The 25,736-nt window shown below is 70.6% G+C and carries 21 protein-coding genes and 3 tRNA genes; 16 read left to right on the top strand and 8 right to left on the bottom strand.

Annotated elements, in window-relative coordinates; all coding sequences use genetic code 11:
- Nucleotides 1-1,021: 1,021 nt before the first annotated feature.
- Nucleotides 1,022-1,696, bottom strand: a complete 675-nt coding sequence (locus BLR49_RS04235) for a uridine kinase family protein (RefSeq protein WP_245690437.1) — start codon at nt 1,694-1,696, stop codon at nt 1,022-1,024.
- A 61-nt stretch (nt 1,697-1,757) separates the two neighbouring features.
- Between BLR49_RS04235 and BLR49_RS04240 the strand changes: the two genes are divergently transcribed.
- The 12 genes from BLR49_RS04240 (at nt 1,758) to purM (ending at nt 17,504) form a co-directional block, all read left to right on the top strand.
- Nucleotides 1,758-2,120: an AbrB/MazE/SpoVT family DNA-binding domain-containing protein gene (locus tag BLR49_RS04240; protein ID WP_218121303.1), complete on the top strand. Its 363-nt coding sequence runs from the start codon at nt 1,758-1,760 to the stop codon at nt 2,118-2,120.
- Nucleotides 2,117-2,527 carry a PIN domain-containing protein gene (locus BLR49_RS04245; protein ID WP_092533974.1) on the top strand — a complete coding sequence of 137 codons (411 nt, stop codon included), beginning with the start codon at nt 2,117-2,119 and terminating at the stop codon, nt 2,525-2,527. The genes BLR49_RS04240 and BLR49_RS04245 overlap by 4 nt, the downstream gene beginning before the upstream one ends.
- Before the next feature lie 44 nt (nt 2,528-2,571).
- A complete protein-coding gene (locus BLR49_RS04250) occupies nt 2,572-3,009 on the top strand; it encodes a cupin domain-containing protein (RefSeq protein WP_092533977.1) in 438 nt (145 codons plus the stop codon).
- A gap of 180 nt (nt 3,010-3,189) precedes the next feature.
- The gene (gene gdhA, locus BLR49_RS04255; RefSeq protein ID WP_092533980.1) at nt 3,190-4,527 is read left to right on the top strand and encodes an NADP-specific glutamate dehydrogenase; all 1,338 of its coding nucleotides are present in this window, start codon (nt 3,190-3,192) and stop codon (nt 4,525-4,527) included.
- A 339-nt stretch (nt 4,528-4,866) separates the two neighbouring features.
- Nucleotides 4,867-7,248 carry a bifunctional metallophosphatase/5'-nucleotidase gene (locus tag BLR49_RS04260; protein ID WP_176765774.1) on the top strand — a complete coding sequence of 794 codons (2,382 nt, stop codon included), beginning with the start codon at nt 4,867-4,869 and terminating at the stop codon, nt 7,246-7,248.
- Complete coding sequence (locus BLR49_RS04265) at nt 7,245-7,616, top strand: sterol carrier family protein (RefSeq protein ID WP_176765775.1); 372 nt, start codon at nt 7,245-7,247, stop codon at nt 7,614-7,616. Before BLR49_RS04260 ends, BLR49_RS04265 begins: the two co-directional genes overlap by 4 nt.
- Nucleotides 7,617-7,781: 165 nt before the next feature.
- Nucleotides 7,782-8,552: a DeoR/GlpR family DNA-binding transcription regulator gene (locus tag BLR49_RS04270; protein WP_092533986.1), complete on the top strand. Its 771-nt coding sequence runs from the start codon at nt 7,782-7,784 to the stop codon at nt 8,550-8,552.
- On the top strand, nt 8,549-9,574 hold the full coding sequence (locus BLR49_RS04275; RefSeq protein ID WP_092533989.1) for a 1-phosphofructokinase family hexose kinase: 1,026 nt from the start codon (nt 8,549-8,551) through the stop codon (nt 9,572-9,574). The genes BLR49_RS04270 and BLR49_RS04275 overlap by 4 nt, the downstream gene beginning before the upstream one ends.
- Nucleotides 9,575-9,698: 124 nt before the next feature.
- Nucleotides 9,699-11,774: a PTS fructose transporter subunit IIABC gene (locus BLR49_RS04280; protein ID WP_092533992.1), complete on the top strand. Its 2,076-nt coding sequence runs from the start codon at nt 9,699-9,701 to the stop codon at nt 11,772-11,774.
- Between the two features lie 307 nt (nt 11,775-12,081).
- Entirely contained in the window at nt 12,082-14,412 is a 2,331-nt protein-coding gene (locus tag BLR49_RS04285; protein WP_092533995.1) for a bifunctional metallophosphatase/5'-nucleotidase, read from the top strand.
- A gap of 285 nt (nt 14,413-14,697) precedes the next feature.
- A complete protein-coding gene (gene purF, locus BLR49_RS04290) occupies nt 14,698-16,353 on the top strand; it encodes an amidophosphoribosyltransferase (RefSeq protein ID WP_092534355.1) in 1,656 nt (551 codons plus the stop codon).
- The gene (gene purM, locus BLR49_RS04295; RefSeq protein WP_092533998.1) at nt 16,350-17,504 is read left to right on the top strand and encodes a phosphoribosylformylglycinamidine cyclo-ligase; all 1,155 of its coding nucleotides are present in this window, start codon (nt 16,350-16,352) and stop codon (nt 17,502-17,504) included. Before purF ends, purM begins: the two co-directional genes overlap by 4 nt.
- A 125-nt stretch (nt 17,505-17,629) precedes the next feature.
- On the opposite strand, the gene BLR49_RS04300 is transcribed toward purM, so the two are convergent.
- The 3 genes from BLR49_RS04300 to BLR49_RS04310 all read right to left on the bottom strand — a co-directional run bounded on the left by BLR49_RS04300 (nt 17,630) and on the right by BLR49_RS04310 (nt 18,938).
- Nucleotides 17,630-17,842 carry a DUF3073 domain-containing protein gene (locus BLR49_RS04300; RefSeq protein ID WP_092534001.1) on the bottom strand — a complete coding sequence of 71 codons (213 nt, stop codon included), beginning with the start codon at nt 17,840-17,842 and terminating at the stop codon, nt 17,630-17,632.
- A gap of 215 nt (nt 17,843-18,057) precedes the next feature.
- Nucleotides 18,058-18,471, bottom strand: coding sequence for a hypothetical protein (locus tag BLR49_RS04305; protein ID WP_092534004.1), 414 nt, complete (start codon nt 18,469-18,471; stop codon nt 18,058-18,060).
- A complete protein-coding gene (locus BLR49_RS04310) occupies nt 18,468-18,938 on the bottom strand; it encodes a phage holin family protein (protein ID WP_092534007.1) in 471 nt (156 codons plus the stop codon). The genes BLR49_RS04305 and BLR49_RS04310 overlap by 4 nt, the downstream gene beginning before the upstream one ends.
- A 624-nt stretch (nt 18,939-19,562) precedes the next feature.
- Here BLR49_RS04310 and BLR49_RS04315 point away from each other — a divergent pair.
- A complete protein-coding gene (locus tag BLR49_RS04315) occupies nt 19,563-20,387 on the top strand; it encodes a hypothetical protein (RefSeq protein ID WP_245690439.1) in 825 nt (274 codons plus the stop codon).
- A 107-nt stretch (nt 20,388-20,494) separates the two neighbouring features.
- Here BLR49_RS04315 and BLR49_RS04320 read toward each other — a convergent pair whose 3' ends face one another.
- From BLR49_RS04320 to BLR49_RS04335, 4 genes are all read right to left on the bottom strand, one after another.
- Nucleotides 20,495-21,106, bottom strand: a complete 612-nt coding sequence (locus BLR49_RS04320) for an NAD(P)H-dependent oxidoreductase (RefSeq protein WP_092534010.1) — start codon at nt 21,104-21,106, stop codon at nt 20,495-20,497.
- 132 nt (nt 21,107-21,238) lie between these two features.
- Nucleotides 21,239-22,567, bottom strand: a complete 1,329-nt coding sequence (locus tag BLR49_RS04325) for an ABC transporter permease (RefSeq protein WP_092534013.1) — start codon at nt 22,565-22,567, stop codon at nt 21,239-21,241.
- Nucleotides 22,568-22,593: 26 nt separating this feature from the next.
- On the bottom strand, nt 22,594-23,670 hold the full coding sequence (locus BLR49_RS04330) for an ABC transporter ATP-binding protein (RefSeq protein WP_092534016.1): 1,077 nt from the start codon (nt 23,668-23,670) through the stop codon (nt 22,594-22,596).
- Nucleotides 23,671-23,823: 153 nt separating this feature from the next.
- The gene (locus tag BLR49_RS04335) at nt 23,824-24,213 is read right to left on the bottom strand and encodes a metallopeptidase family protein (RefSeq protein WP_092534019.1); all 390 of its coding nucleotides are present in this window, start codon (nt 24,211-24,213) and stop codon (nt 23,824-23,826) included.
- A gap of 208 nt (nt 24,214-24,421) precedes the next feature.
- On the opposite strand from BLR49_RS04335, the gene BLR49_RS04340 reads away from it, so the two are divergent.
- From BLR49_RS04340 to BLR49_RS04350, 3 genes are all read left to right on the top strand, one after another.
- Nucleotides 24,422-24,494 (top strand) — tRNA-Glu (locus BLR49_RS04340).
- A gap of 24 nt (nt 24,495-24,518) precedes the next feature.
- Nucleotides 24,519-24,592, top strand: a tRNA-Asp gene (locus BLR49_RS04345).
- Nucleotides 24,593-24,639: 47 nt separating this feature from the next.
- Nucleotides 24,640-24,712 (top strand) — tRNA-Phe (locus BLR49_RS04350).
- Nucleotides 24,713-25,736 lie beyond the last annotated feature (1,024 nt).

Here is a 25,736-nt window from a genome sequence, read left to right on the forward strand (position 1 = left end):
GTCAGGAAGCACCTCGCACCTTCAGGTGCATTAAGACCCGCTGGTCTACCTGTTGGTATTCCGGGGTGCGAAGGGTCAGGAAGCACCTCGCACCTTCAGGCGCATTAAGACTCGTTGCCGGAGAGCGAGGAGGGTGAGGAGGGGGCGGTCAGGAAGCACCTCGCACCTTCAGGTGCATTAAGACGAAGCGTCGGTGGTGTTGTCAGCAGCGGAGGCCGGTCAGGAAGCACCTCGCACCTTCAGGTGCATTAAGACTCTAGCGTCGAGGGAAGAATATTCCAGTACCCTCCCTGTCAGGAAGCACCTCGCACCTTCAGGTGCATTAAGACTGTCCGGGTGGCGGCGGCCAAGCGAGGTGAGGGCGGCGTCAGGAAGCACCTCGCACCTTCAGGTGCATTAAGACGGCCCAGACTGACGTCACATGGGCTATTGACGGTTCTTCCGGTTTGAGGGTGTGTTGTCTGGGGCGCGCGGGTCGAGTGCTGGCCTGCTCATCTGCGGGCACGCCTGCGGGCGGAGCTTGCCGCTGCCGCACGTCATGGAAAGTGTCCAAACACGGGACAAACGAGCTTCAGGCACTTGCACGTGACTTCCAGATCGTTGAAATCACGCGGTTTCCCGATTCGTCTTCAGCGGCGTCTGCGGCCTTTGTCCCGGATTTGGACACTCCACCCCGACGCGTACACTCCGGACTCCAGCGGTCTGTGCGTACTCGGCTCGGTTCGGCGCGCGCTGCCGGCTCGCAGGCCCGTCCACTGACACCGGGCGAGGATGACCGGCCGGGCCTGGGTCACCACCACGCCCTCAAACCGGAAGAGCCGGCTGACCCGCCTCCTCGAAGCGGCCCCGCCGACCCGCCGAGCCCGGCGAACGACGCTCAACGGCCAGCAGGACCAGCGCGCTTACACCACCAAACCAGAATAGCCAGTTGACGCATCGGGGTGCGGCTCGGGCGGCGGATACCCGACCTCGCAAGTGGTCTTGCGGCCGATGGCGATGGGCTTCCGGCCCTGAGCCGGGCCTACGGCAGTTCCGTCCAGGCGACCTCGTCCGGGCCGACCCCGGGCAGGGCCTGGCCGCAGACGACGGCGTCGGCCCGCTCCCAGGGACGGTCGGCGGCGAAGAAGGGCCGCTCGGCCGCCTGCCAGTCGTGCCAGAACCGCACCGACTCCTCGGCGTCGCCATTGGTGCCGTCGGCGATGTCCCGGCCGATGCCGCGCTCCTCGGCGACGGCGTAGTCGGTCTGCACCCACAGGTGAACATCCACCAAATCCGCGACCGCCCGCATCCCGGCACCCGTGCCCTCCACCAGCACCAGCGGCGCGCCGACGGTGATGCTGATCGCCCCGGCGCGGCCGTGCCGGGGCCAGGCGGGCGGCGTGAACTCCAGGGCGCCGTCGGCCCGCAGCCGGGTCAGCACCTCGACGAGCAGGTGGTCCCACTGGTAGAGCGGCTCGTTCCAATCCAGGTCATCGATATGCAGTGTCTGCGCTCCCGGTTCCAATGCGGCCAGTCGGCGGGTGAGGGTGGTCTTCCCGCTGCCCGAGCGCCCGTCGACGGCGACGACGGCAGGCCGACCCGTCGGCGTGCCTGCCCGGTTCAAGACGTACCGGAACAGGGTGGCCAGGGCGGTGACGCTCCAGGAGCGGACCGCCGGCTCCTCTGGCTGCAGGCGGATGCCGTGCAGGCCGGGCACGGTCCGTGATGGTGACGAAGCCGATGCGGCTGCGGCGTCGGATCGATCGGAGGAACTGAGCATGGGGGCAACCATAAGGGTTGACAGCTGCGGCGCGGACGGGACCGGCAGCGAGTATGCCGATCCCGCCGAGTCCGTGCGACCGCACCTCAAGCAAATGGGATTGCAATGGTGCTGTTTTCCCATGGAGCTGACGATCGATTCGAGCGGACGCATCCTCCTGCCGAAGAGCCTGCGGGAGTCGCTTGGTCTGCTGCCGGGTACGAAGGTGGATGTATCCCCCTATGGCGGCGGCGTGCAACTGACCCCGGGAGGGCGTACTGCCCGGGTGGAGCGCGGTGAGGACGGGCACCTGGTCGCCACTTCGCAGACCCCCGTCACCGACGACGTGATGTTCGCACTGATCGATGGTGGCAGAAGGTGAACGTCGCTCCGCGCATAGCCGTTGACACGAGTATTGCCATTCCTCTACTGGTCGCCTCCCACGCGGCGCATCGCCGGGTGCGTGACTGGGCGAGGGGAAGGCGGCTGAGCCTCAGCGGGCACGCCTCGGTGGAGACCTATGCGGTGCTGACGCGGCTGCCCGGGGATGCGCGTGTGTCCGCCGAAGACGCGGTTGCGCCCATCGACGACCGTTTCCCGGAGGTGCTCGCCCTTTCGGCGGATTCGGCGATCACGGCGCCCCGACGATTGGCCGGACTTGGAATTGCCGGCGGTGCCGTCTACGACGGTCTGGTCGCCCTCGCGGGCCGCCGCCGCTTCTTCGCAGGGCGGTTCTTCGCGGGTGGGGAGCCCGCTCGGGACCTGGCTGGAGTCGGCCGGTGCTCCTAACCTGGGGCTGCGCGACCGCCCCGGGTCGTCGGAGAGGAACCATCATGACTGCGACTACCGATGAATCCGTCTTCGCTGCCGAGAACATCTTCGGCAAGGGCGAGCCGAACACCGCCTTTGCCCAGTACTTCACCGGTGACAGCTTCCTGAACAACCTCGTGGACGACGAGCAGTGCGCCGTCGGCGTCCACAACGTCACCTTCTCACCCGGCTGCCGCAACAACTGGCACATCCACCACGCCACCTCCGGCGGCGGCCAAGTGCTGATCTGCACCGCCGGCTCCGGCTGGTACCAGGAGGAGGGAGGGGAACCGGTCTCTCTTGAACCCGGCAGCGTCGTCTTCGCCCGCGCCGGCGTCAAGCACTGGCACGGCGCCAAGGCCGACTCCTGGTTCTCCCACATCGCGCTCGCGGTCCCCGGGAAGAACACCTCCACCCAGTGGCTGGAGCCCGTCGACGACGCCGCCTACGCCGCCCTGTGAGGGCCGCAGCGTGAGATGTTTCGTCTCAGTTACCGTCGGGGTGGAACTCTTGGCTCCAGCGCGGGATGCCCGCCCTGCTCAGAGACGTGCTCCTGCGCCGTTATTGCAGTCACGCGATGCCAACGCGTAAACGCGTAGTCGGCACGCGCCGCTGCCAGGTGACAGCTGAAGGAGTTCCCCATGCAGGATGTTGTTGAGAAGGTTTACGAACAAGTTGTGGCTCGCAACCGCGGGGAGGCCGAGTTCCACCAGGCCGTCCGCGAGGTGCTGGAGTCGCTCGACCCCGTCATCGCCAAGCACCCCCACTACGCTGAGGATGGGCTCCTGGAGCGCATTGTGGAGCCGGAGCGGCAGATCATGTTCCGCGTTCCGTGGGTTGACGACGCCGGCCAGGTCCGCGTCAACCGCGGCTTCCGCATCGAGTTCAACTCCGCGCTCGGCCCCTACAAGGGCGGTCTGCGCTTCCACCCGAGCGTCAACGCCGGCATCATCAAGTTCCTCGGCTTCGAGCAGATCTTCAAGAACGCCCTGACCGGCCAGGGCATCGGCGGCGGCAAGGGCGGCTCCGACTTCGACCCGCACGGCAAGTCCGACGCCGAGGTCATGCGCTTCTGCCAGTCCTTCATGACCGAGCTGTCCCGCCACATCGGTCCCGACACCGACGTCCCCGCCGGTGACATCGGCGTCGGCGGCCGCGAGATCGGCTACCTCTTCGGCCAGTACAAGCGCCTGCGCAACAGCTACGACGCCGGCGTGCTGACCGGCAAGGGCCTGGCCTGGGGCGGGTCCCTCGTGCGCACCGAGGCCACCGGCTACGGTACGGTCCTGTTCGCCCAGTCCATGCTGGCCACCAAGGGCGACTCCCTGGAGGGCAAGAAGGTCGCCGTCTCCGGCGCCGGTAACGTCGCCATCTACGCCATCGAGAAGGCCCAGCAGCTGGGCGCCAAGCCCATCACCTTCTCCGACTCCTCCGGCTACGTGGTCGATGAGGCGGGCGTGGACCTCGAGCTGCTCAAACAGGTCAAGGAGGTCGAGCGCGGCCGCGTCGCCGACTACGTCTCCCGCCGCCCCGGCGCCCGCCTGGTCACCGAGGGCCGTCCCTGGGATGTCCCGGTGAACGTCGCCCTGCCCTGCGCCACCCAGAACGAGCTCGACGCAGACAACGCCGCCACCCTGCTGCGCAACGGCTGCGCCGTCGTCGCCGAGGGCGCCAACATGCCGTGCACCCCTGAGGCCATCGAGGCATTCCAGGCCGCCGGCATCCTCTACGCTCCCGGCAAGGCCTCCAACGCCGGTGGCGTGGCCACCTCGGCCCTGGAGATGGAGCAGAACGCGGGCCGCACCCGCTGGGACTTCGCCACCGCGGAGGCCAAGCTCACCGGCATCATGGCCGACATCCACAACTCCTGCGTCGAGGCCGCCGAGACCTACGGCCGCCCCGGCGACTACGTACTGGGCGCCAACGCCGCCGGCTTCACCCAGGTCGCCGACGTCATGATCGCCCACGGCATCGTCTGATCGGGTAATCCGATAGTCGGAGCTTGGCCAATCGGCTGAGCCATCCGGCGGTTCCCCTGGGGGATGCGGTCACTCTGGAATCACATTCCCAGCCGCTCTCCGCCCGACCGTGGCGCCCAGCCGCTTCGCAGCAAGCGGCTGGGCGCCATGGTTTTTGCTTGGGATTTCAACCTAAATCGATCCGCGCCGAGGCCTCCTCCGGCTGCGATAGGCGCTGTAGTGCTCAGCATCGCCGAATTGTCATGATTACTAATCGGTCAGTGTCATGGACCGCAGGTGTCCTGACACCTAAGGTGATGTCAATCGTTCGACCTACCGATGACCAGCACGAGGACAACCATGAGGCCGCAGCACCTGGTTCGGGCGTCCGTCTCCGTGACGGCTCTTGCCCTCGCAGTCTTCGCCCCCGCAGCGGTGGCCCCACCGGCCGGCGCACTCACATCCGCGCAAGTCGGCGGCCCGGTGGTCGTGGCCGCGCCCACCGCCGGCCTGTTGGCAGATGCCGTCCCCGCCGACGAGGGTGGGGCCGCAACGGTCAACCTGCTCGGCATCACCGACTTCGGCGGACACCTCGAGCGCGTGTCCACCCAGAGTGAGGGCGTGCAGGTCGTCGCCGAGCCGGGCGCCGTCACGCTGGCGTGCGAGGTGGCGGCGGCGCGCGCCTCCCAGCCGAACACCCTGCTGGTCTCCACCGGCGACAACGTGGGCGGTTCCGCCTACATCTCCTCGGTTCTGGACGACCAGCCCACCATCGACATCCTGGGCGCCATCGGCCTGGACGTCACCGCCGCCGGCAACCACGAGTTCGACGGAGGCGCCAGAGACCTCTCCTCGCGCCTGCTGGGCGCAATCGATGCTCCCGTGCTGGCCGCCAACGTGATCGGGAACGACGCCCTGAGCGCGGAGGGAGACGGCGATGGCGTCTGGACCACCGAGGTCGACGGCGTCACCGTCGGCTTCGTCGGCGTGGTCACCGATTCCCTGCCCACCCTGGTGGCGGAGACGGCGCTGGCGGGGATGGAGGTGACCGACCTGGTGGAGACCGCCAACGCGCGTGCCGCCGCGCTCAAGGACGGAGACGAGTCCAACGGGGAGGCCGACGTCGTAGTCGTCCTGGCCCACGAGGACGCCGATGTATACAGCAACCAGTTCAATGGCTCGGTCGACGCCGTCTTCGGCGGGCACACCCACCACCCCCACGCCTCCGCCGTCACCGGCAGGGACGGCAACCGCATCGCCGTCGTCCAGTCCGGCCAGTACGGCGAGCTGCTGGGCAACATCACCCTGTCGGTCGACCGCGACTCGGGCGCCGTGAGCGTCCTGGCGGTCAAGAACATCGACCTGACCGCCTCTACGTGCACCGCAGACGCCTACGGCGTGCAGGCCATAGTCGATCAGGCGGCTCGCGACTCCCGGGTCGCAGGCTCACGCGTCCTGACCGCCCTGGACCGCAGCTTCTATCGCGGCACCAACGACGGCTCCGATCCCGGCGCCAACCGCTCCACTGAATCCACCGCCGCGAATGTCATTGCGGACTCCTACCGCGCCTGGCTCACCACCGAGGTCGAGCCCGACGGCGACCACTACATCGGGCTGATGAATCCCGGCGGCGTGCGCGCCGACTACCTGCTCGGAGACCTGACGGAGGGGGAGGCCTACACGGTTCAGCCCTTCGGCAACGAGATGGGCTACGCCACCTACTCCGGCGCCCAGCTCAAGGCCGTGCTGGCTCAGCAGTGGCAGCCCGACACCTCCCGCCCCCTGCTGATGCTCGGCGTCTCCGGGAATGTGCGGGTCTACATCGACCAGGACGCGGCCGACGAGCTTGAGGAGTACTGGAGCCGCATCTCCGCGGGTGAGCAGGCCGCCGCGGACCTCGAGGAGGCCGTCGATGCCGCGCGCGCCCGCGTCATCCGTTCCGTCTACGTGGACGACGTCGAACTCGCCGACGATGCCAGCGTCGTGGTGGCGTCGAACTCGTTCATGCTTTCCGGCGGCGACGGCTTCACCGGTCTGCGCGAGGCGACGGTCTCCGGCACCGGCGTGCTCGACCGCACTGTCACCGCCGAGTACCTCCAGGCCGGGGGTGCCGTGTCCGCCGACCTGGCCAAGCGGCAGATCGGCGTCGACCTTGACGCCGCCGTCGGTGGCACGGCCACCGTCCGCTTCACCGGATTGAGCTTCACCGCGGCCTCCGAGCAGACCGCTCCCGGTGCGGCCCAGGAGGTCACCGCCACGGTCGCCCTGGCCGACGGCGGCACCCAGCAGCTCACCAGCGCCGCCATCGACACCACCGTCACGCCGGAGCTGCCGGAGACCGGCACCACCACGTTGAGCATCGCCCTGCCGGCCGATGTTGCCACCACCGCCTGCCCCGCGGGCGGCCGACAGGGCGAGGGCGTCAGCGCCGCGGGGGCGTGCGCCGTCGTCTCCTTCACGCTGGTCGCCCGCGACGGCTCAACCCGCAGCGTCGACTTTCAGGCGCTGGTGCCGGTCGCCGCGGCCGCGGCGCAGGCCGAGGCGCGCGTACCGGCGGTGAGTAACCAGGTGGTCGTCGCTCCCGAGGACGAGCCCACTGTGGCCGGCACCGGGATTCCGGACTCCCTCGGCTCGGCCGGAGCGACGGCGCTGGCCCTGCTCGCCGCCGCCGGGGTGGCCTGTTACCGCGTTGTCCGCCGAGGCCTGCTGGGGCGGCTCGGTGCCGTACCGTCGGACGCGTGAGACGACGCATTGATCCCGCCGCCGGCGCCCGCGCCGTGCGCCAGTGGGCGGCCGACACCGCTGCGGGCACCCGCCCGCAGCGCGCCGATACTGCGACCGCTGTGCGCTACACGCTTGAGGAGCTGGCCGCCTGCGCCCCCGGGCGCGCCGTCGAGGTGCGGGTGCCGCCCTTCGGCGTGACCCAGGCGGTCTCCGGCACGGTCCACCGCCGTGGCACCCCGCCGAGCGTGGTCGAGACCGACGCCGCCACCTGGCTGTCCCTGGCCACCGGACGCCTGGGCTGGGAGGAGGCTGTCGCCTCCGGGGCGCTGCACGCCTCGGGCGAGCGCTGCGACCTGTCCGCCTATCTGCCGCTGCTGCGCGTGTGACTGCGGCGGCACTGATGGGGCGGGCTCGGCGGAAAGCACGCGTCCTCAGTTAGCCAGTGTGTCCGTACGGGCATCCGTTTTCGGTTTGGTCGACATTTCCCTCTTCACATGAAGTCCGTTCGGGCATATACTCGTGCCCGAACGGACTTCATTGGGGAGGTACGGATGAACGCCGAACAGCGCCAGCAGGACATCGTCGACGCCGTCGCGCGCGAGGGCCGCGTCGCCGTCGCCGATCTGGCCGCCCGCTACGGCGTCACCGTCGAGACCATCCGGCGCGACCTGACCGCCCTGGACCGGACCGGCGCCGTGCGCAAGGTCCACGGCGGCGCCGTCCCCGCCACCGTCCTCGCCCTGCCGGAGACCGCCGTGGCCGAACGCGAGCTGCTCGGCGCCAGCGCCAAGCAGGCTATCGCCGCCGCCGCCATTGGCGCCCTCGCGCTGCGACCCGGTGGCTCGATCCTGCTCGACGCCGGCACCACCGTCGGCTGCCTCGCCCGCCTCCTGCCCGAGGGGCTGGGCCTGCGGGTCATCACCGACTCGGTACTCACGGCCGCCGTTCTGGCGGGCCGCGGCGACCTGACGGTGCGCATGCTCGGCGGCCAGGTGCGCGGCATCACCCAGGCCGCCGTCGGTCCCGAGGCCCTGGACGCGCTCGCCCGCCTGCGCGTCGGGGTGGCCGTCATGGGCACCAACGGGCTCACCGCCGAGCACGGCCTGTCCACCCCCGACCCGGACGAGGCCGCCGTCAAGCGCGCCATGGTTCGCGCCGCCGGCCGCGTCGTCGTCCTCGCCGACGCCACCAAGATCGGCCAGGAGCACCTGGTCTCCTTCGCCGACCTCGACGACGTCGACCTGCTGGTCACCGACGCCGCCCTGCCCACTCCACTGGCCGCTCAACTCGCCGACACAGGAACCGAGGTACTAATCGCATGATCATCACCCTCACCCCCAACCCCTCGCTCGACCGCACGGTCACACTGGCCGGGCCGCTCGTGCGCGGCGGCGTCAACCGGCTGCAGTCGGTCACTACCGAACCGGGCGGCAAGGGGCTCAACGTGGCCCGTGTGCTGGCCCGCTCCGGCCAGGAAGTCACCGCCATCCTGCCCGCCCCCGAGCGCGACCCGCTGGTCGCCGCCCTGGAGGCGCTGGACGCACCCGGGCTGAGCGCCGTCGCCGTGGACGTGGCCGGCGCCGTCCGCGTCAACACCGCAGTCACCGAGCCGGACGGCACCACCACGAAGCTCAACGAGCCCGGCGCCGTCCTGGCCGGCGCCGAGGTCGCCGCCGTGGAGGAGGCCCTGGGCGAGGCGGTCACCGCCCACACGGCACCCGCCGGGGCGGACGCCGCGCCCGGGGAGGACGCGCACTCCTGGGCGATCCTGTCCGGCTCGCTGCCGCCCGGCGCCCCCACCGACTGGTACGCGCGACTGGTCGGGCTGCTGCGGCGGGCGGCCCCGGGCCTGCGCATCGCCGTCGACACCTCCGACGCGCCGCTGGCCGCCCTGGCCGCCGCCCTGCCGGATGCCGCCCCCGACCTGATCAAGCCCAACGGCGAGGAGCTCGGCCAGCTGGCCGGACTGCCCGCCGAGCGCGCCACCGCGCTCGAACAGGGCGCCCTGGCCGGAGACTACGCGCCCGTCGCCCAGGCGGCCCGCGTGCTGGTGGACCGCGGGGTGGGGGCGGTGCTGGCCACCCTCGGCGGTGCCGGGGCCGTCCTGGTCACCGCGGAGGGCGCCTGGCGGGCCACCGCCCCCGCCGTCCCGGTCATCTCCACCGTCGGCGCCGGGGACTCCTCCGTCGCCGGCTACATCCTCGCCGACGTGCGCGGCGCCGACGCCCCGGAGCGCCTGGCCACCGCCATGGCCTACGGCTCCGCCGCCGCCGGCCTGCCCGGAACCACCCTGCCCGGCCCCGCCGACCTGCCCGACCAGGTCGCCGTCGTCACCCCGCTCTGAGAGGCACTGACCGAAAGACCCGAACAGAACCACCCGCCCGGCGCGAGCCACCGGCCCGCGCATCCGACCCGAACCGCCCCGCTCCGGCGGAGCGGAACCAACAGGAGACACCAAGGAAAACACCATGTCCCAGTCAACCGCAGCGACCACGCCGCTGATCGTGCCCGAGCTCGTCCGCCTGGACGTGTCCGCGGGCGCCGACAAGCAGGCCGTCATCAACTACCTGGCAGACGTCGTCGCCGCCTCCGGCCGCGCCGACACCACCGAGGGGCTCGCCGCCGACGCCCTGGCCCGCGAGGCCACCGCGCCCACCGGCATCCCCGGCGGCATCGCCATCCCGCACTGCCGCAGCCCGCACGTGCTGGCCCCCTCGCTCGGCTTCGCCCGGCTGACCGACCCGGTCGACTTCGGGGCCGCCGATGAGCGGGGCGCCGACCTCGTGTTCATGATCGCCGCGCCCGCCGGCGCCGACGACTTCCACCTGCAGCTGCTGGCCAAGCTGGCCCGCGGCCTGATGAAGAGCGAGTTCACCGACGCCCTGCGCGCCGCCGCCACCCCCGAGGAGGTCGCCCGCCTGGTCACCGAGCAGGTCCAGCCCGAGCTGCTCGACGACGGCGCCGCACCCGCCCCGGCCCAGGAGGGTGCCGCTGCGGCCGCAGCCCCCGGCGGCACCGGGCGCGTCATCGTCGGCGTCTCCTCCTGCCCCACCGGCATCGCCCACACCTTCATGGCCGCCGAGGCGCTTGAACAGGCCGGCAAGGAGCGCGGCGTCACCGTGCGCATCGAGGGTCAGGGCTCGGGCAAGATCGACTGGCTCGACGCCGACCTGGTGCAGTCCGCAGACGCGGTCATCCTCGCCCACGACCTGCCGGTCAAGGGGATGGAGCGCTTCGCGGGCAAGCCCGTGATCGACGTCGGCGTCAAGGCCGCCGTCAACGACGCCGGCTCCCTGGTGGACCAGGCCCTGGCCGCCATCGACGACCCGAATGCCAAGCGCGTGGCCGCAGGCGGTGCGGGCGGCGAGGCCGAGGGCGAGGAGGAGCACGTCCACTGGGCGCGGCGCCTGCAGCGCTCGGTGATGACCGGCGTGTCCTACATGATCCCCTTCGTCGCCGCCGGCGGTCTGCTCACCGCCCTCGGCTTCCTCTTCGGCGGCTACGACATCACCAACAACGCCTCCAACATCGTCACCGGCTCCAGCCTGTGGAACCTGCCCGACCTGGCCAACCCGGACATGGCCGCTCCCAACGCCCTGGGCGGATCTCCGCTGATGGCCTACATCGGTGCCGTGTTCTTCATGCTGGGCTCCACCGCCATGAACTTCCTGGTGCCGGCCCTGGCCGGGTACACCGCCTTCGGACTGGCCGGGCGCCCCGGCATCGCCCCCGGCTTCGCCATGGGCGCGCTGTCGGTGGCCATCGGCGCCGGCTTCATCGGCGGCCTGATCGGTGGCCTGCTCGCCGGCTACATGGCCTCCTGGCTGGCGGGGCTGGACGTGCCCCGGTGGTTGCGCAGCCTCATGCCAGTGGTCATCATCCCGCTGTTCACCACGCTGGTGGTCGGCTCCCTGATGTACATGGTGCTGGGCAACCCCCTGGCCTCCTTCATGACCTGGCTGAGTGACTCGCTGACCTCCATGGCGGGCTCCGGCTCCGCCATCTTCCTGGGCGTCATCCTCGGCCTGATGATGTGCTTCGACCTGGGCGGCCCGGTCAACAAGGCCGCCTACCTGTTCGCCACCGCCGGCCTGTCCGCGGCCACCACCGCCTCCTACGAGATCATGGCAGCCGTCATGGCCGCGGGCATGGTTCCGCCGCTGGCACTCGCCCTGGCCACCACCGTACGGCCGGGCCTGTTCACCGAGGTCGAGCGGGACAACGGCCGCGCCGCCTGGCTGCTGGGGGCCTCCTTCATCTCCGAGGGCGCCATCCCCTTCGCCGCCGCCGACCCGCTGCGCATCATCCCGCCGGCGATGGCGGGTGGCGCCGTCACCGGCGCCCTGTCCATGGCGCTGCACGTGGGCTCGCGCGCCCCGCACGGCGGCATCTTCGTGTTCTTCGCGATCGACAACCTGCTCGGGTTCTTCATCTCGATCATCGCGGGCATGCTCGTCACCGCCCTGCTGGTGCTCGTCCTCAAGCAGGCCCGGGCCCGCAAGCTCGTCGCCGAGGCCGCGGCCGAGGCGGCAGCCGCAGCCTGACCCGGAGCAGCGCCTGCGAGCCCGGGCGCCCCTCCCACGCCGAGATCGGTAGAAAAAACCGCCGAGATCGGCAGCAGTTACGTGCCGAGGTCGGTCGATATGACCGGCCTCGGCACGTTGCTCGTGGCGCCCCGGCAGATCGGGACCGGGCTGTCGGTACGCAACTTCTACCGACCTCGGCGCGCCTTTGCTGCCGGCCTCGGCGGGGTGGCGGCTGTGGGTATGGGGTCTCATAGGGTCACGAAACGGTGTGAACGGGACTACACTGAGCGGGTCTTCAACCGCCTCCCACCTCCCGAGACTGCTCATGTCACACCTATCCCGTCGTTTCGCCGCCTTCGCGACGGCCCTCGCCCTCGGCGCCCTCGCGCCGGCCTTCACCACCCCGGTCATGGCCGCCGCGGAGCCCGCCGATTCCACCGCCACACTCACCATCCTCGGCATCACCGACCTGCACGGCCACATCGAGACCACCGGCGACGAGCCCGGCGCCGTCACCCTGGCCTGCGAGGTCGCGGCCGCCCGCGCACAGAACCCCAGCACGCTCCTCGTCTCCAACGGCGACAACGTCGGCGGCAGCGCCTACATCTCCTCCGTCCTCGACGACCAGCCCACCATCGACGTCCTCAACGCCATCGGCCTGGACGTCACCAGCGCCGGCAACCACGAGTTCGACAAGGGCATCACCGATCTCGCCGAGCGTCTCATCCCCGCCTTCAACGCCCCGATCCTGTCCGCCAACGTCACCGGCAACGCCGCGCTCACCGCCGAGGGCTCCGGCAACGGCACCTGGATTACCGAGGTCGACGGCGTCAGGGTCGGCTTCGTCGGCGTCGTGACCGAGGAACTGCCCAGCCTCGTGTCCAGGTCCGCGCTCGAGGGGCTGACGGTCTCGGATGCGACCGCCACCGCCAACGAGCGCGCCCGGGTCCTCAAGGACGGCGACGCCGCCAATGGGGAGGCCGACGTCGTCGTGGTTCTGGCCCACGAGGACGCCGCGATCTACGGCAACCAATTCAACGGCTCCGTCGACGCCGTCGTCGCCGGCCACACCCACGTGCCCTTCGCCGACGTCGTCAAGTCCACCGACGGCACGGACATCGCCGTCGTCCAGCCCGACCACTACGGCCTCAAGCTCGGCGAGATCTCCCTGACGGTGACCACGGCCGCCGACGGCACCAAGGACGTCACCGCCGCCACCGCCCGGAACCTCGACCTGGCGGAATCCGAGTGCACCACCGACGCCTACGGCGTGGCCGGGATCGTCGCGCAGGCGAAGGCGGACTCCGAGGCCGCGGGCAACCAGGTCCTCACGACCCTCGGCACGGACTTCCTCCGCGGCACCAACGACGGCGCGGACTACGGCGCCAACCGCTCCACCGAGTCCACCGCCTCCAACCTCATCGCCACCTCCTTCGCCGCCTGGCTGTCCGCAGACATCCAGCCGACCACCGACTACGCGATCGGCCTGATGAACCCCGGCGGCGTGCGCGCCGACTACCTCGCCGGCGAGCTCACCGCGGGCGAGGCCTACATGGTGCAGCCCTTCGGCAACGAGATGGCCTACGCGACCTACACGGGAGCCCAGGTCAAGCAGGTCCTCGCCGAGCAGTTCCAGCCGACGACCACGCGCGCCGCGCTCATGCTCGGAACCTCGGACAACGTCGAGGTCTACCTCGACCAGGACGCCGCCGACCGGCTGGAGGACTACTTCACGCAGATCTCCGCCGCCGCCTCCGAGGCGGAGCGGAACGCGCTCCTGACGAGCCTCGCCGACGACATCGCCGACGCGCGCTCGCGGGTGATCGACGCGGTCTACATCGACGGGGACCTGCTCGACGACGCGGCGAGCGTCACCGTCGCCTCCAACACCTTCCTGCTCGCGGGCGGCGACAACTTCGACACCCTCGGCGAGCAGACGATGATCAACACCGGCATCCTCGACCGCACGGTCACCGCCGACTACCTGGCCCGGGTCGCGCCGGCCACCGCCTCCTACCACAAGCACCAGGTCGGCACCTCGCTGGCCATCGACGGCGACACCGTGACGGCCCGCTTCACCGGGCTCAGCTACTCCGCCACCGCCGAGCAGGGCGTGGGTGACGCGGCCGCCTCGATCGCCGCCACCGTTGACATGGCCGACGGCAGCACTCGCACGCTGGCGACGAGCGATATCGACCAGGCGATCACCCCGGGCCTGCCCGAGACCGGCCAGGCGACGCTCACCTTCACGCTCCCCGAGGGCGTCGCCACCCAGGCGTGCACGATTGACGGCGTAAGCACCACGTGCGCGATCGTCTCCTTCACCGTCACCAGTGCCGACGACTCCACCGAGACGCTCGCCATCACCGCCCAGGTCACGCACACCGCCGCGCCGGAGCCGACGGCGACGCCAAGCCCGGCGGCGACGGCGGGTGAGTCGACCGGCGCGTCGGCGGGCGAGTCGACCGGCGCGTCGGCGGGTCCGACCGCCGCAGCTCCGACTGCGGCGGGGACGTCTACGACGGCACGCGGCACGCGTGGAGCGCTGGCCCGCACCGGTGCGCCGCTCGCCCTCGGCATGCTCGCCCTCGGCCTCGCGGGCGGTGGCGCAGTACTGACGGCCAGCCGGCGCGACCGCCGCGGCGGCCGCGCCTGAGCGCCCCTCCCCAACGCCGAGATCGGTAGAAAAAACCACCGAGATCGGTAGGAGTTACGCGCCCAGATCGGTAGAAGTTACGTGCCGAGGTCGGTCGATATGGCTGGCCTCGGCACGTCGCCGCCGGTCTCGGTGCCTAACTCGGGTGCCGGTCTCGGCGGCGGGAGGCGGGCCGTGTGGAAGAATGCGGGCGTGAGCTTTGGTGCCCCCGCCCGGACCACATCCTCCTCCGGTGACGCGCTCGCCCGTACGCACTCCGCCCCCCTCCTCGCCCCCGGGGAGGAGGTGAACGAGGAGTGTGGCGTCTTCGGCGTCTGGGCGCCGGGGGAGGAGGCCTCCCGCCTGACCTACTTCGGCCTGTACGCCCTCCAGCACCGCGGCCAGGAGGCCGCAGGCATCGCCTCCACCGACGGCAGCAACATCCTGGTCTACAAGGACCTCGGCCTCGTCTCCCAGGTATTCGACGACGGCGCCCTGTCCAGCCTCACCGGCCACCTCGCCGTCGGCCACGTCCGCTACGCCACCCAGGGTGCCGGCACCTGGGAGAACGCCCAGCCGATGCTCGGGCCCGTGGCCGGCTCCACCCTGGCACTCACCCACAACGGCAACCTCACCAACACCCGTGAGCTCATGGAGGCGATCCACCACACCAGCGGCGAGGACCTCACCGGCGAGCTCGGCCGCGGATCCTCCACCGACACCGCCGTCATCGCCGCCCTCATGGAGCTGGTCTCCGAGCACGGTCAACTGGACGCCCGGGACCACGACGTCCAAGACACCGACTCCTCCCTGTACCCGCCGGTGGCCGACGCCGACGCCGCCCCACCGCTGAGCATCTCCGCCACCGCCCGGCGAGTGCTGCCCCTGCTGCGCGGCGCCTTCTCCCTGGTGTTCATGGACGAACACACCCTGTACGCCGCCCGCGACCCGCACGGCGTGCGCCCCCTCGTGCTCGGGCGCCTGCAGCGCGGCTGGGTGGTCGCCTCGGAGAGCGCCGCCCTGGACATCATCGGCGCCGCCTTCGTCCGTGAGATCGAGCCGGGAGAGCTCATCGAGATCGACGCCGACGGCGTGCGCTCTACCCGCTTCGCTGCGCAGCGCCCGGCCGGATGCGTGTTCGAGTACGTCTACCTGGCCCGACCGGACACGCGCATCGCCGGCCGCTCCGTCATCGCCGCCCGCAACGCCATGGGCGCCGCCCTGGCGCGCGAGCACCCGGTCGATGCCGACCTGGTCATCGCCACCCCCGAGTCCGGCACCCCGGCCGCCATCGGCTACGCCCAGGCCTCCGGCATCCCCTACGGGCAGGGGCTGGTGAAGAACACCTATGTGGGCCGCACCTTCATCCAGCCCACCCAGACCCTGCGCCAGCTCGGCATCCGCCTCAAGCTCAACCCGGTGCGGGAGGTCATCGCCGGCAAGCGCCTGGTCGTCGTCGACGACTCGATCGTGCGCGGCAACACCCAGCGCGCCCTGGTGCGCATGCTGCGGGAGGCCGGCGCCGCCGAGGTGCACGTGCGCATCTCCTCCCCGCCGGTGCTGTGGCCCTGCTACTACGGCATTGACTTCGCCACCCGCGCCGAGCTGATCGCCACCGGGATGAGCGTGGACGAGATCCGCGACTCCATCGGCGCCGACTCGCTCGGCTACCTGTCCGTGGACGGCATGGTCGCCGCCTCCGGGCAGCGCGCCGACACCCTGTGTGCCGCCTGCTTCACCGGCGACTACCCGATCACCCCGCCCACCGCGGGCGCCCTGCCCGGTGCCTCCGCCGCCGTCCGGGTGCCCGGTGTATACCGGCGTCGAAACGGCACGGACACCTCCACCGGTGCCGCCCCGCGCGGGGTCACTCGCCCGGACTTCAGCGCCGGCAGCCCCAATGGCGCCCCCGGTGCTGCCTCGACCACCGCCGCCCCCGAACCGGAAGGACCCTCCCGATGAGCCAGAGCGCCGCTGCGCCCAACGCCCCCATCACCTACGCCGCCGCCGGCGTGGACACGGCCGCGGGGGACCGGGCCGTGGAACTGATGAAGGCGTCGGTCGCCGCCACCATGACGCCCGCCGTCGTCGGGGAGGTGGGCGGATTCGCCGGAATGGTCGACGTCTCCGAGCTGCGCAGCTACCGCCGCCCCCTGCTGGCCACCTCCACCGACGGCGTGGGCACCAAGGTCGCCATTGCCCAGGCGCTCGATGTGCACGACACTATCGGCCAGGACCTGGTGGGCATGGTCATCGATGACATCGTGGTGGTCGGCGCCCGCCCCCTGCTGATGACCGACTACATCGCCTGCGGGAAGGTGGTTCCGCAGCGCATCGCCGACATCGTGCGCGGCGTGGCGCAGGCCTGTGCCGCCGTCGGCACCCCCCTGCTGGGCGGGGAGACGGCGGAGCACCCCGGCCTCATGGAGCCGGACGAGTACGACGTCGCCGGGGCCGCCACCGGTGTGGTCGAGGCCGACCGGACGCTCGGCGCGCAGCGGGTGCGCCCCGGGGACGTGCTCGTGGCCCTGGCCGCCTCCGGCCTGCACTCCAACGGCTACTCGCTGGTGCGGCGGGTCATGGCGCACTCGGGCTGGCAGCTGGAGCGGGAGGTGCCCGAGTTCGGCCGTACCCTCGGCCAGGAGCTGTTGGAGCCCACGCGCCTGTACACGCGGGTGCTGCTGGACCTGATCGCTCAGGTAGACCCCGCCGACGCCGACCCCGACCAGCTGCGCGTTCGCGCCCTGGCGCACGTCACCGGCGGCGGGCTGGGTGCGAACCTGGCGCGCGTGCTGCCCGCCGGGACCATTGCCGACGTCGACCGCGGCAGCTGGACGGTGCCTGCGGTGTTCGACGTCGTGCGTAGGCTCGGCGCGGTCCCGTGGGAGGACCTGGAGAGCACCCTCAACCTGGGGGTGGGCATGGTCGCCGTGGTCGCCCCGGACGCGGTGGACGAGGTGCTGCGGGGAACCGAGGCCGCAGGAGTGCCCGCCTGGGTGCTGGGTGCGGTGAACGACGCCGCCGACTACGCGCCCCGGGGCCGGGTGGTCGCCGGAACCAAGGGAGTCGACGGCGGCGGCGTGGACCTGTGGGGGAGCTACCGGACCGCCTGAGCAGGAGTCCTACGAGCGCCTACCCGCGTCTACCCGGGGCTGCACCGAAAAACGCGTACCGCGACGGTGCGGCCCCGGCCGCTCAGGTGTCGCCCCCGGCGCTGCAGCCAGGCGGACGACTGGGGTCAGGCGTCGTCGGCGTCGTCGTCCCAGTCGTCGACACCGTACTTGGCGGCCAGCTCCTCGTACATGTCCTCGTCGGTTTGGGTGTCGGGGGATGCCGCGGATGACGCCGTGGCGAGCTCGCGTTCGAGCGCCGCGTAGTCGGTCTCCGGGCTGAAGTACTTGAGCTTGCGGGCGACCTTGGTCGCCTTGGCCTTCTGACGGCCGCGCCCCATAGGCTCGACCCCCTCCAACGTGTCTCTGGGCGCGCCGTGGGCGCGCATCAATTGGGCAAATTTGTCGTGGCCCAACCGTACATCGTCGCCGCGCCGGAACACCATTCGGGCGCCAGCACGTCGGCCGTGGTGAGGCCCACGGATGACATGCCACGGCGGCGGGAAGGCCGGCTGCGGCCGATTGCGCGGCTGGCGGCGTGGCGCGGACGGCGGTGCTAGTGGCGCAGGGCCTTGATCAGGGCGAATGCGCTCAGCCCGGCCAGGGCGGCGGCCAGGCCGGTGACGATGGCCAGCGCCTGCGGGTCGCCGTCGCGGGCGTCGTCGAGTAATCGCTGGATGCGTTCACGGGGCGACAGGCCGCCATCAGTCGGCGCGCCGGTGGACGCGAGCGGGGCGGCGGCGTCGGAGCGCAGGCGGGCCTTGAGATCGGCGGCCGTGGACTGGGCGCGGCCACGCAAATCGGCGACGGTCGACTCGGCGGCGGAGCGTGCCGCCGTCTTTAGGCTGGCGGGAGCCAGCCGACGGGCGAGCTCCTCGACGTCACTCACCACGGTGGCGCGCAGGTCGGTGAGGCGGGCCTCAATCTCCTCCGGCGTGGGAGCCGCTGCGGCAGGATTCTTCTCGGTCACTTCTGGTTGCCCTTCTCGAAGCCGGCGGCGGCGGCGGACTTGACGGTGTTCAGGTCGTGCTGGAGGGCCCCCTTGGGATCGGGGACGTCCGCCTTGGCCGCCTGGAGCCGCTTCACACCCAGCCAGGCGGCGATGGCGGCCACTAGCAGCAGCACCACGGCGACGATGAGCTTGGCGGCCCACAGCGGCAGTGCCAGGGCGATGAGCTCGACGAAGGTGCCCAGCAGGAAACCCACCCCGTACAGGGCGATGACTCCGCCGACGGCGAGCAGCGCACCGCCCACGCCCATGGTGGCGGCCATGCGCTTGCCCTTGGCCTTGGCCAGGTCGATCTCTCCGTGCACGAGCGCGGACACGTTATCCGAGATCCGGCCGACGAGCTCGCTGAGGGTCGGCGTCGCTGCCGATGCGGGCGGGGGCGCCGGCGCAGTGGTGGGCTGGTGTGGCTGTGGGGCCTGTTGACTCATGGCACCGACCTTCTTATGCCTGAACGGTGAGGGGCGGCGGAACGGCCCCTCGTGTTGCTCGCACCAGAATCTCACACGACGGGCCTTGGCGGCAGCTGACCGGCCCCCGCGAGTGGCTGATTCGCCACCGGAAGTGGCAGTGCAACCTAGTAGTGACGTTGACTCTGTGCTGCGGGGCCGCTCGCGGCGTTATCGGGCACGGTTGGACCGTCTGCGTGCGGTTGGACCGTCTGCGTGCGGTTGGACCGTCTGCGTGCGGTTGGACCGTCTCAGACGCACTCTCAGACGGTCCAAGTGGAGGGACGCGGTCCAAGTGGAGGGACGCGGTCCAAGTGGAGGGACGCGGTCCAAGTGGAGATGGTCGGTGCGAGCGCGGACGCACGCACTGTCTACTTAGTCGGCCTGGTGCGCGTTGTCTGCGTGGTCGCCGTTATCCACAGCCCGGGTTCGTGCGTAGCGCCAACGGCGGCGTTCACAGGCGCTCGGACGGGCGCGGCCGAGGGGGCGCACAGTAGGACCATGTGGTGCTCCCCGATTCCGATCATGTTGTCCTCAGAGCTTGCCGGAAGGGGGCAGCGCAAGGGGGCACTTGCCCGGGAGGCATCGCACCCCGATGGCGAAGTCATGCGGATCTTGCGCGGTGCCTATGTGCGGCGCGATGCATTCAACAGGCTGACACGTGCCCAGGCTCACAGGGTCAGGATCATTGCCGCCCGTCTAACGGGATTGCTTGATGACGGTGCGATCCTGACCAGGGAGTCTGCCGCCGTCATGCACGGGATTCCGTTGGTGGGTGATGTCCCTCAACAGGTTCAGGTGGTACGGGTCGGGCGCGATGGAGGCAGGGCGTCGGCGACGATTCGCACGCTGCGCTCCTGCCGAGAATTCGAGACGGAACTGAACGACGGCCTTCCCATGGCCTCGGTGGTGCAGACCTTGGCGGATCTGGGGCGTAGGCGCCCGCTACGCGACGTGCTCGCCGGTTTCGATGCCATGCTGAGAGCCGGCCGCGTGACGAAGGAGGCCATCGCCGCCGCGGCCCCGAAGCGGTCGTGGGGCAGGCCACGGCTGTGCCGGGCGATCGAGGTGGCCGATCCCGCTTCCGAGTCACCGGGTGAGAGCCTGAGCCGAGCGGTGATGATCGAACACCACTTGCCGATGCCCGCTTTGCAAGAACCAGTGCGGAATGAGCGCGGTGGACTGCTCGGACGAGTCGACTTCATTTGGCCCGAACGCGGCGTGATTGGAGAGTTCGACGGCCGGGTCAAGTATGGGCGTGAACTGGCAGGGGGGCCGGTGGAGGAGGTCCTACTGGCCGAGCGGCGTCGGGAGATCGATATCGAGCTTGCCACCGGTATGCGCGTCGTGCGCTGGTTGTGGGATGACGCCTTCAGGGAGCGGGGCCTGCTTGAGGTCCTCGCCGAAGCGGGTGTGCGCTCCCTGCACTGAAGCCCGGTCTCGCGCATTTGGACCGCCTATTCGCATGGCCTGCCCGAGGCCTGCGCCAGGGCGCTCCAAACGCGCGACCGCGGTCCAATCACGGCTCTCGCTGCTGCCTACTGGTAGGTGTCGAGCACGCGCAGTTTGCGTGAGGTGACGTAGCGGGCGTAGGCCTTGGCGCGCGCCTCAAGGTCGGCGGTGTGCATCGTCGTCGCCCCCGGTGTGACGAAGGGCTCAAGGTATTCGGTGCCGATGATCACGCTGGTGGCCTGGAAGGGGCGAAGCACGTCATTCATGGTGTAGCCGGAGGAGGCGGCGTCCCGATCGCGACGGCGCCGACGGAACAGGACGTCGGTCACCGAGCGCCGAGTGTCGAAGCGCCGGTAGTGCGATGCCACGGCGCCGGCGGACACGGCCAGGAGCAGCTCCTTGCCCTGCAGGGCGTCGCCATTGGTGCCGTAGGCCCACCCCCAGGTGAGTACGTCGTCCTCCCACTTCTTCAACAGCGGCGGGCTGGAGTACCACTGGATCGGGAACTGCAACACGATCCGGTCGGTGCGCTCAAGCAGGTCCTGCTCGGCCTCGACGTCGAAGTTGAAGTCGGGGTACAGCGCGTACATGTCCCGGATCTCGACTCCTTCCAGCCCTTCAGCAGCCTGCGCCAGGCGCAGGTTGATGGTGGACTGGCTGAGGTCGGGGTGGAAGATGAAGATGGTGGTTTTCGCCATGGCATTCCTCGGCAGGTGCGGGCGGTGTTGGTGTTATCCGCAGCAGGACGCGGCGGAAGACCACGGAGGTCAGCCGCCCTGCGGCGGGTGCTTATCGGGTAAGTAATGGCATGGTAACGGACTGAGGCGGACTTATGCAGGCGTCTGGTCCTGTGTCACGGCGGACGAGGCTCGCAGTGCCGGCACCGCCGTCGCCAGGACGCCGACGACACAGCCGGTGGCCAGGAGCAGCAGCAACTGGCGCCAGGGGATCATGAGAGCGCCGAGCCCCTGACTCGCCAGCACGGCTCCGGTCGCCCCGGCCAGGAGCATTCCGGCCGCCGCGCCCAGGACCATTCCCGCAGCGGCGGCCAGCGCGGACTCCCACAGGAACTGCGTGGCCCGCTGCCTCCGGCTCAGGCCCACGGCCCGCATGAGCGCGCTCTCGCCCGTCCGCACCGCGGCAGCCGCCAGGGAGCCGGCGGTGCAGATCCCGGCGAGCACGACTTCACCGATCAGCAAGGCCGGCATCACGTCCAGCACCGCCGCGGCACGGCCTGGGGCGCCGGTCGCCGGGAGAGCACGCAGCGAAACGGTGAGCGGTGCGCAGACACATGCAGCGGCGGTGGCGAGCATGGGGGCGGTCGCAATAGCGCCGGCGGCGCGGGGTGCGGCGGCCAGGTGCCGTAGAGCCAGCCGACCGCTGGAGGTAAGGCTTGCCGGCAGCCCCAGCAGGGCGATCAGCGGCCGCGTCGTCGCGGGCAGGCCGATGAGCAGGCCGACCAGCAGAGTTCCGGCGGCGGCACCCAGCACACCGGTGCGGTGGGGCAGGTCGTCCGCGCGCCAGGCGATGGCGGCGCCCGCTGTGCCGAGCACGATCAACAGCACGCTTACGACACCGCGCGCCAGCGGCGGCCGCTGTGGGGCGGGGACGGGGTGCGTCGTCGTACCGGGCGGAGCAGCGGCCGCGTGCAGGGCGGGCGGCAGGGCGCCGATGAGCGTGGCCAGCAGAGCGGCGCCGACGGCGACCACCTGCGGCATTGCGGCATCGCCGGAGACCGGGCTCAGATTGCGAGCCGCGAGTCCGTCGGCGAGTAGGTGGGACACACCCAGGCTGCCAAGCAGGCCGATTGCCGCCCCCAGCAGCCCGATGGCGAGAGCCTGGGCGAGAACGCCGAACAGCAGCATTGACGACGACGCACCCAGTGCCCGCAGCAGCGCGAGCGTCTCGGCACGTCGGCGCAGACTCGTTGTGAGCGCGTTCGCGACTATCGCCGCGAGGGCGAGCCCAACCAGAACGCTGAGGGCCAGCACCAGGACGTGTGCGCCGTCGCGAGCCAGGGCCTCGGCCTGCCCGGCTGCTGAGGACTCGCCGCCACGGCCGCCGAGGGGGACCGCCGCGGCAATGGCGAGTGTTCCGGCCATGACGATGACGGCCGCGGCGACCACCACCGCGAGCAGAAGGGACGGGCCGGGCCGCATGCGCAAGCTGCGCCAGACTGCCCGGATCACTGGTAGCCCCAGGGGTTGTTGAGGTCGGTGCTGTCCGCGCCGTCGCCACCGGGAGCCCGGCTCGACCGCCGTCCGGGCCGGGCCGAGCGGTCTGCGGGGTCGTCCCAGTCGTGTGGGGAGGCGTCGTAGGCGCGGGCACTGCGTCCGGGCCGGGACCGCTCACCGGTGTCCTCCCAGTCGCGGGGGCGGGAGCTGCGGGAGCGGGATCGGGGGGCGCCCTGGGCGCCGAGCGGTTGGGACCAGGCCTCCTCCACCTGTGACACCTCCCGTTCGGCGCGACCGACGCCGATGCCGGAGGTGCCCGTGTCGCCGAGGTCGTGCAGGGCGTCCAGGAGGCGGTCCCGGTTCGGCTGATTCATCTCGGCGACGATGTTGCCGTCCTGCAGGAATATGACGGTGTCCGCCCGGGCGGCGACGTCGGCGTCGTGGGTGGCGAGGACGATGCTCTGCTCCAGCTCGTCGACCGCCGCACGCAAGATACCCAGCAGCTGCGTGGTGTCCTGCGAGCCCAGGGCGCCGGTCGGCTCGTCGGCGAACACAACCGCCGGCGCGCCGATGAGCGCGCGGGCGCAGGCCACCCGCTGCGCCTGCCCCGCGGACAGCTCGGCTGGACGGTAATCGAGACGGCCGCGCATGCCGACGACGTCGGCGATCCGGTTCAGCCGCGCAGGATCGACGTGCCGCCGGGCCAGGTCGAGCGGCAGGGTGATGTTCTCGGCGACGCTCAGGGAGGGAACGAGATTGTGGGACTGGAAGATCAGACCGACCCGCTCGCGCCGCAGGCGGGTCAGGCGTCGCTGATTCAGCAGGGATATCTCTTCGCCGTCGAGAATGATCGTCCCCGAGGTGGGCGGCTCCAGGCCCGCCAGGCAGCGCAGCAGGGTTGTCTTGCCCGAGCCGGAGGGGCCCAGCACGGCTGTGAAGCGGCCGCGGGCGATGTGCGCATCCACCGACTCCAGGGCGGTGACCGCCTGCTCCTCGTCGCCGAAGATCTTGGACAGGTTGCGGGCGGTAACCACCGCATCCCCGACTGGGCCGTGGGCGACAAGGCCCTCCGGGTGTCGGCGACTCATGCGTGTCTCGCGCCGGGACGGCGTTGGCGATGTGCTCAGGTGTCGTGCCTCGGGCGAGCCTGGTTCCCCATGTGCGGCTGTGGTCATAACGGCAGTGTCACACGTAATGGTGCCGAGAGTGAAGTATTCGGGCCCGCGTGGCTGCGCGCGCGTCTACTCCCAGCCGAGTTCGTGCAGGCGGGCGTCGGAGATGCCGAAGTGGTGGGCGACCTCGTGAATCACGGTGACCGCCACCTGTTCCACCAGTTCCTCCCGGGAGCCGCACCAGCGTTGGAGCGGGCCCTGGAAGATGAGGATACGGTCGGGCAGGACCAGGGACCAGCCGTCGTCGCGCTCTGTCAGCGGCACGCCGTCGTACAGGCCCAGCAGGGTGGGGCGCCCGTGCGCGTCGTAGTCCGAGTCGGTGAGCACTTCCGGGTCCGGTTCGTCCTGTACCAGCACCACCACGTTGTCCATCTGGGCGGCGAGCTCCTCCGGAATGGTGTCGAGCGCATCTGCCACGGCGGACTCGAACTCGGTCTCGGACAGCTGGATCGGGCTCATGGGACGAGCCTGCCACGAGCCGAAGGCGAAGGGCGCGCGCAGTGCCGTGCAGGCGGAGATTTGGCCGGTGTCCCGCGGTGCCGGTCAGGTGGTGGCATGAGGCTGGCGCGCTGGTGAGCAGGCTCACGCTCGAAAGATTTGCGCGGATCCGGTCCGGCCCAATACCGTACATCCCGGTTCGAGGCGCGACGACGCCAAGGGCACCCGGGCCCCCATCGTCTAGCGGCCTAGGACCCCGCCCTTTCACGGCGGTAGCACGGGTTCGAATCCCGTTGGGGGTACGATCGCGTACAGTGATGAATATTGGCCTCGTGGCGCAGTTGGTTAGCGCGCCGCCCTGTCACGGCGGAGGTCGCGGGTTCAAGTCCCGTCGAGGTCGCGGATGCGGGTCGCTCAGTCGGAAACGGCTGGGCGATCCCGCCTCTCGGCTCTGTAGCTCAGTTGGTAGAGCGTTCGACTGAAAATCGAAAGGTCACCGGATCGACGCCGGTCGGAGCCACGGCGATAGCCCTCGGGACTCACAAGGTCCCGAGGGCTTCGCTTGTTCTTGGCCCTGGTCGGGGCGGGCCCGGGCGGCGCTCAACTCCCTCACCACACGTCCCGACTCGGCCCTGGTCGGGCTTTGGCCGCAGTGGTTTCCGTGACCGGTGTTTGGCGGTAAGAGTGCCAGCGCAGTCCTGGTGTTGAGTGTTGCCCCTCGGGTCTGATGTGTTGGTGGGAGCTGCTCAAGGACGCGGGATAGCCGGTGACGACGCGGCCCGGCCCTCCAGGACGCCGCCCGGGAGGGCGTTCTCGGCGGCTGGCCCGCGTCGTCGACGACCCTTGCTCGGCACTGACTACGTCTCCGTTGGCCCGACGACGTTCTTATTGGCCCCAGGACGTCCCCGGGTGGCGAGAACGTCCTGTTTCGCCCCAGTCCCTATCGAATGTGGAGGGCTTGGGGATGACGAGGACGGTCTCGGCAGGTGGGTGCCGCCCGAACACGACCTCACCAGCCCGAGCACGACCCGATTTGCCACCGCCCCGCAGCGAGCAGGCACTTACGTTCTCCATGTCCAAATCGATGACAAACACCGCCTGCGGCCGCGAGAGCCGATCCGACACCCGCATGATTCCAACGTTTTGTTGGCGGCTGCTGTTGCCTCCAACCCCCTTTGTCATAGATCTGGACACTACCTGCCTTCGCCCGCCGGAATGTGCACCAGGGGCAAGTTGCCCGGCGCGGACGGTAGCCAGCGAGCAGGCCAGTACCCGACACCGTACGCACCACACACCATGTCACACACCCCATTCCCAAGTCAGAGAAGCGTTTTGCCGGCGCGTCTCATGGAGCCCGGTCTTGGAGACCGGGAAGAGCCAGGTACGGGGGCGTCGTCTCCTGGACGACGTGGACGCCTCAATGGAGCCCTGCCTTGGGACCGGGAAGAGACGGCGCGCACCCACGTGCCGATCACGCTCATCATGCCTCAATGGAGCCCGGCCTTGGAGGCCGGGAAGAGGCGTCCGGATTGTGCTGCACCTTC

This window comes from Actinomyces ruminicola (genome assembly GCF_900103885.1).
Taxonomy (GTDB): Bacteria; Actinomycetota; Actinomycetes; order Actinomycetales; family Actinomycetaceae; genus Actinomyces; species Actinomyces ruminicola.

Coding starts and splice junctions, on each gene's coding strand:
- BLR49_RS04320 (WP_092534010.1), bottom strand. CDS start 21,106: ATGGCGAAAACCACCATCTTCATCTTCCACCCCGACCTCAGCCAGTCC.
- BLR49_RS04250 (WP_092533977.1), top strand. CDS start 2,572: ATGACTGCGACTACCGATGAATCCGTCTTCGCTGCCGAGAACATCTTC.
- BLR49_RS04240 (WP_218121303.1), top strand. CDS start 1,758: ATGGGGGCAACCATAAGGGTTGACAGCTGCGGCGCGGACGGGACCGGC.
- BLR49_RS04330 (WP_092534016.1), bottom strand. CDS start 23,670: ATGAGTCGCCGACACCCGGAGGGCCTTGTCGCCCACGGCCCAGTCGGG.
- BLR49_RS04300 (WP_092534001.1), bottom strand. CDS start 17,842: ATGGGGCGCGGCCGTCAGAAGGCCAAGGCGACCAAGGTCGCCCGCAAG.
- BLR49_RS04270 (WP_092533986.1), top strand. CDS start 7,782: ATGAACGCCGAACAGCGCCAGCAGGACATCGTCGACGCCGTCGCGCGC.
- BLR49_RS04260 (WP_176765774.1), top strand. CDS start 4,867: ATGAGGCCGCAGCACCTGGTTCGGGCGTCCGTCTCCGTGACGGCTCTT.
- purM (WP_092533998.1), top strand. CDS start 16,350: ATGAGCCAGAGCGCCGCTGCGCCCAACGCCCCCATCACCTACGCCGCC.
- BLR49_RS04310 (WP_092534007.1), bottom strand. CDS start 18,938: ATGAGTCAACAGGCCCCACAGCCACACCAGCCCACCACTGCGCCGGCG.
- BLR49_RS04285 (WP_092533995.1), top strand. CDS start 12,082: ATGTCACACCTATCCCGTCGTTTCGCCGCCTTCGCGACGGCCCTCGCC.
- BLR49_RS04335 (WP_092534019.1), bottom strand. CDS start 24,213: ATGAGCCCGATCCAGCTGTCCGAGACCGAGTTCGAGTCCGCCGTGGCA.
- BLR49_RS04315 (WP_245690439.1), top strand. CDS start 19,563: ATGCGGATCTTGCGCGGTGCCTATGTGCGGCGCGATGCATTCAACAGG.
- BLR49_RS04280 (WP_092533992.1), top strand. CDS start 9,699: ATGTCCCAGTCAACCGCAGCGACCACGCCGCTGATCGTGCCCGAGCTC.
- BLR49_RS04275 (WP_092533989.1), top strand. CDS start 8,549: ATGATCATCACCCTCACCCCCAACCCCTCGCTCGACCGCACGGTCACA.
- BLR49_RS04325 (WP_092534013.1), bottom strand. CDS start 22,567: ATGCGGCCCGGCCCGTCCCTTCTGCTCGCGGTGGTGGTCGCCGCGGCC.
- gdhA (WP_092533980.1), top strand. CDS start 3,190: ATGCAGGATGTTGTTGAGAAGGTTTACGAACAAGTTGTGGCTCGCAAC.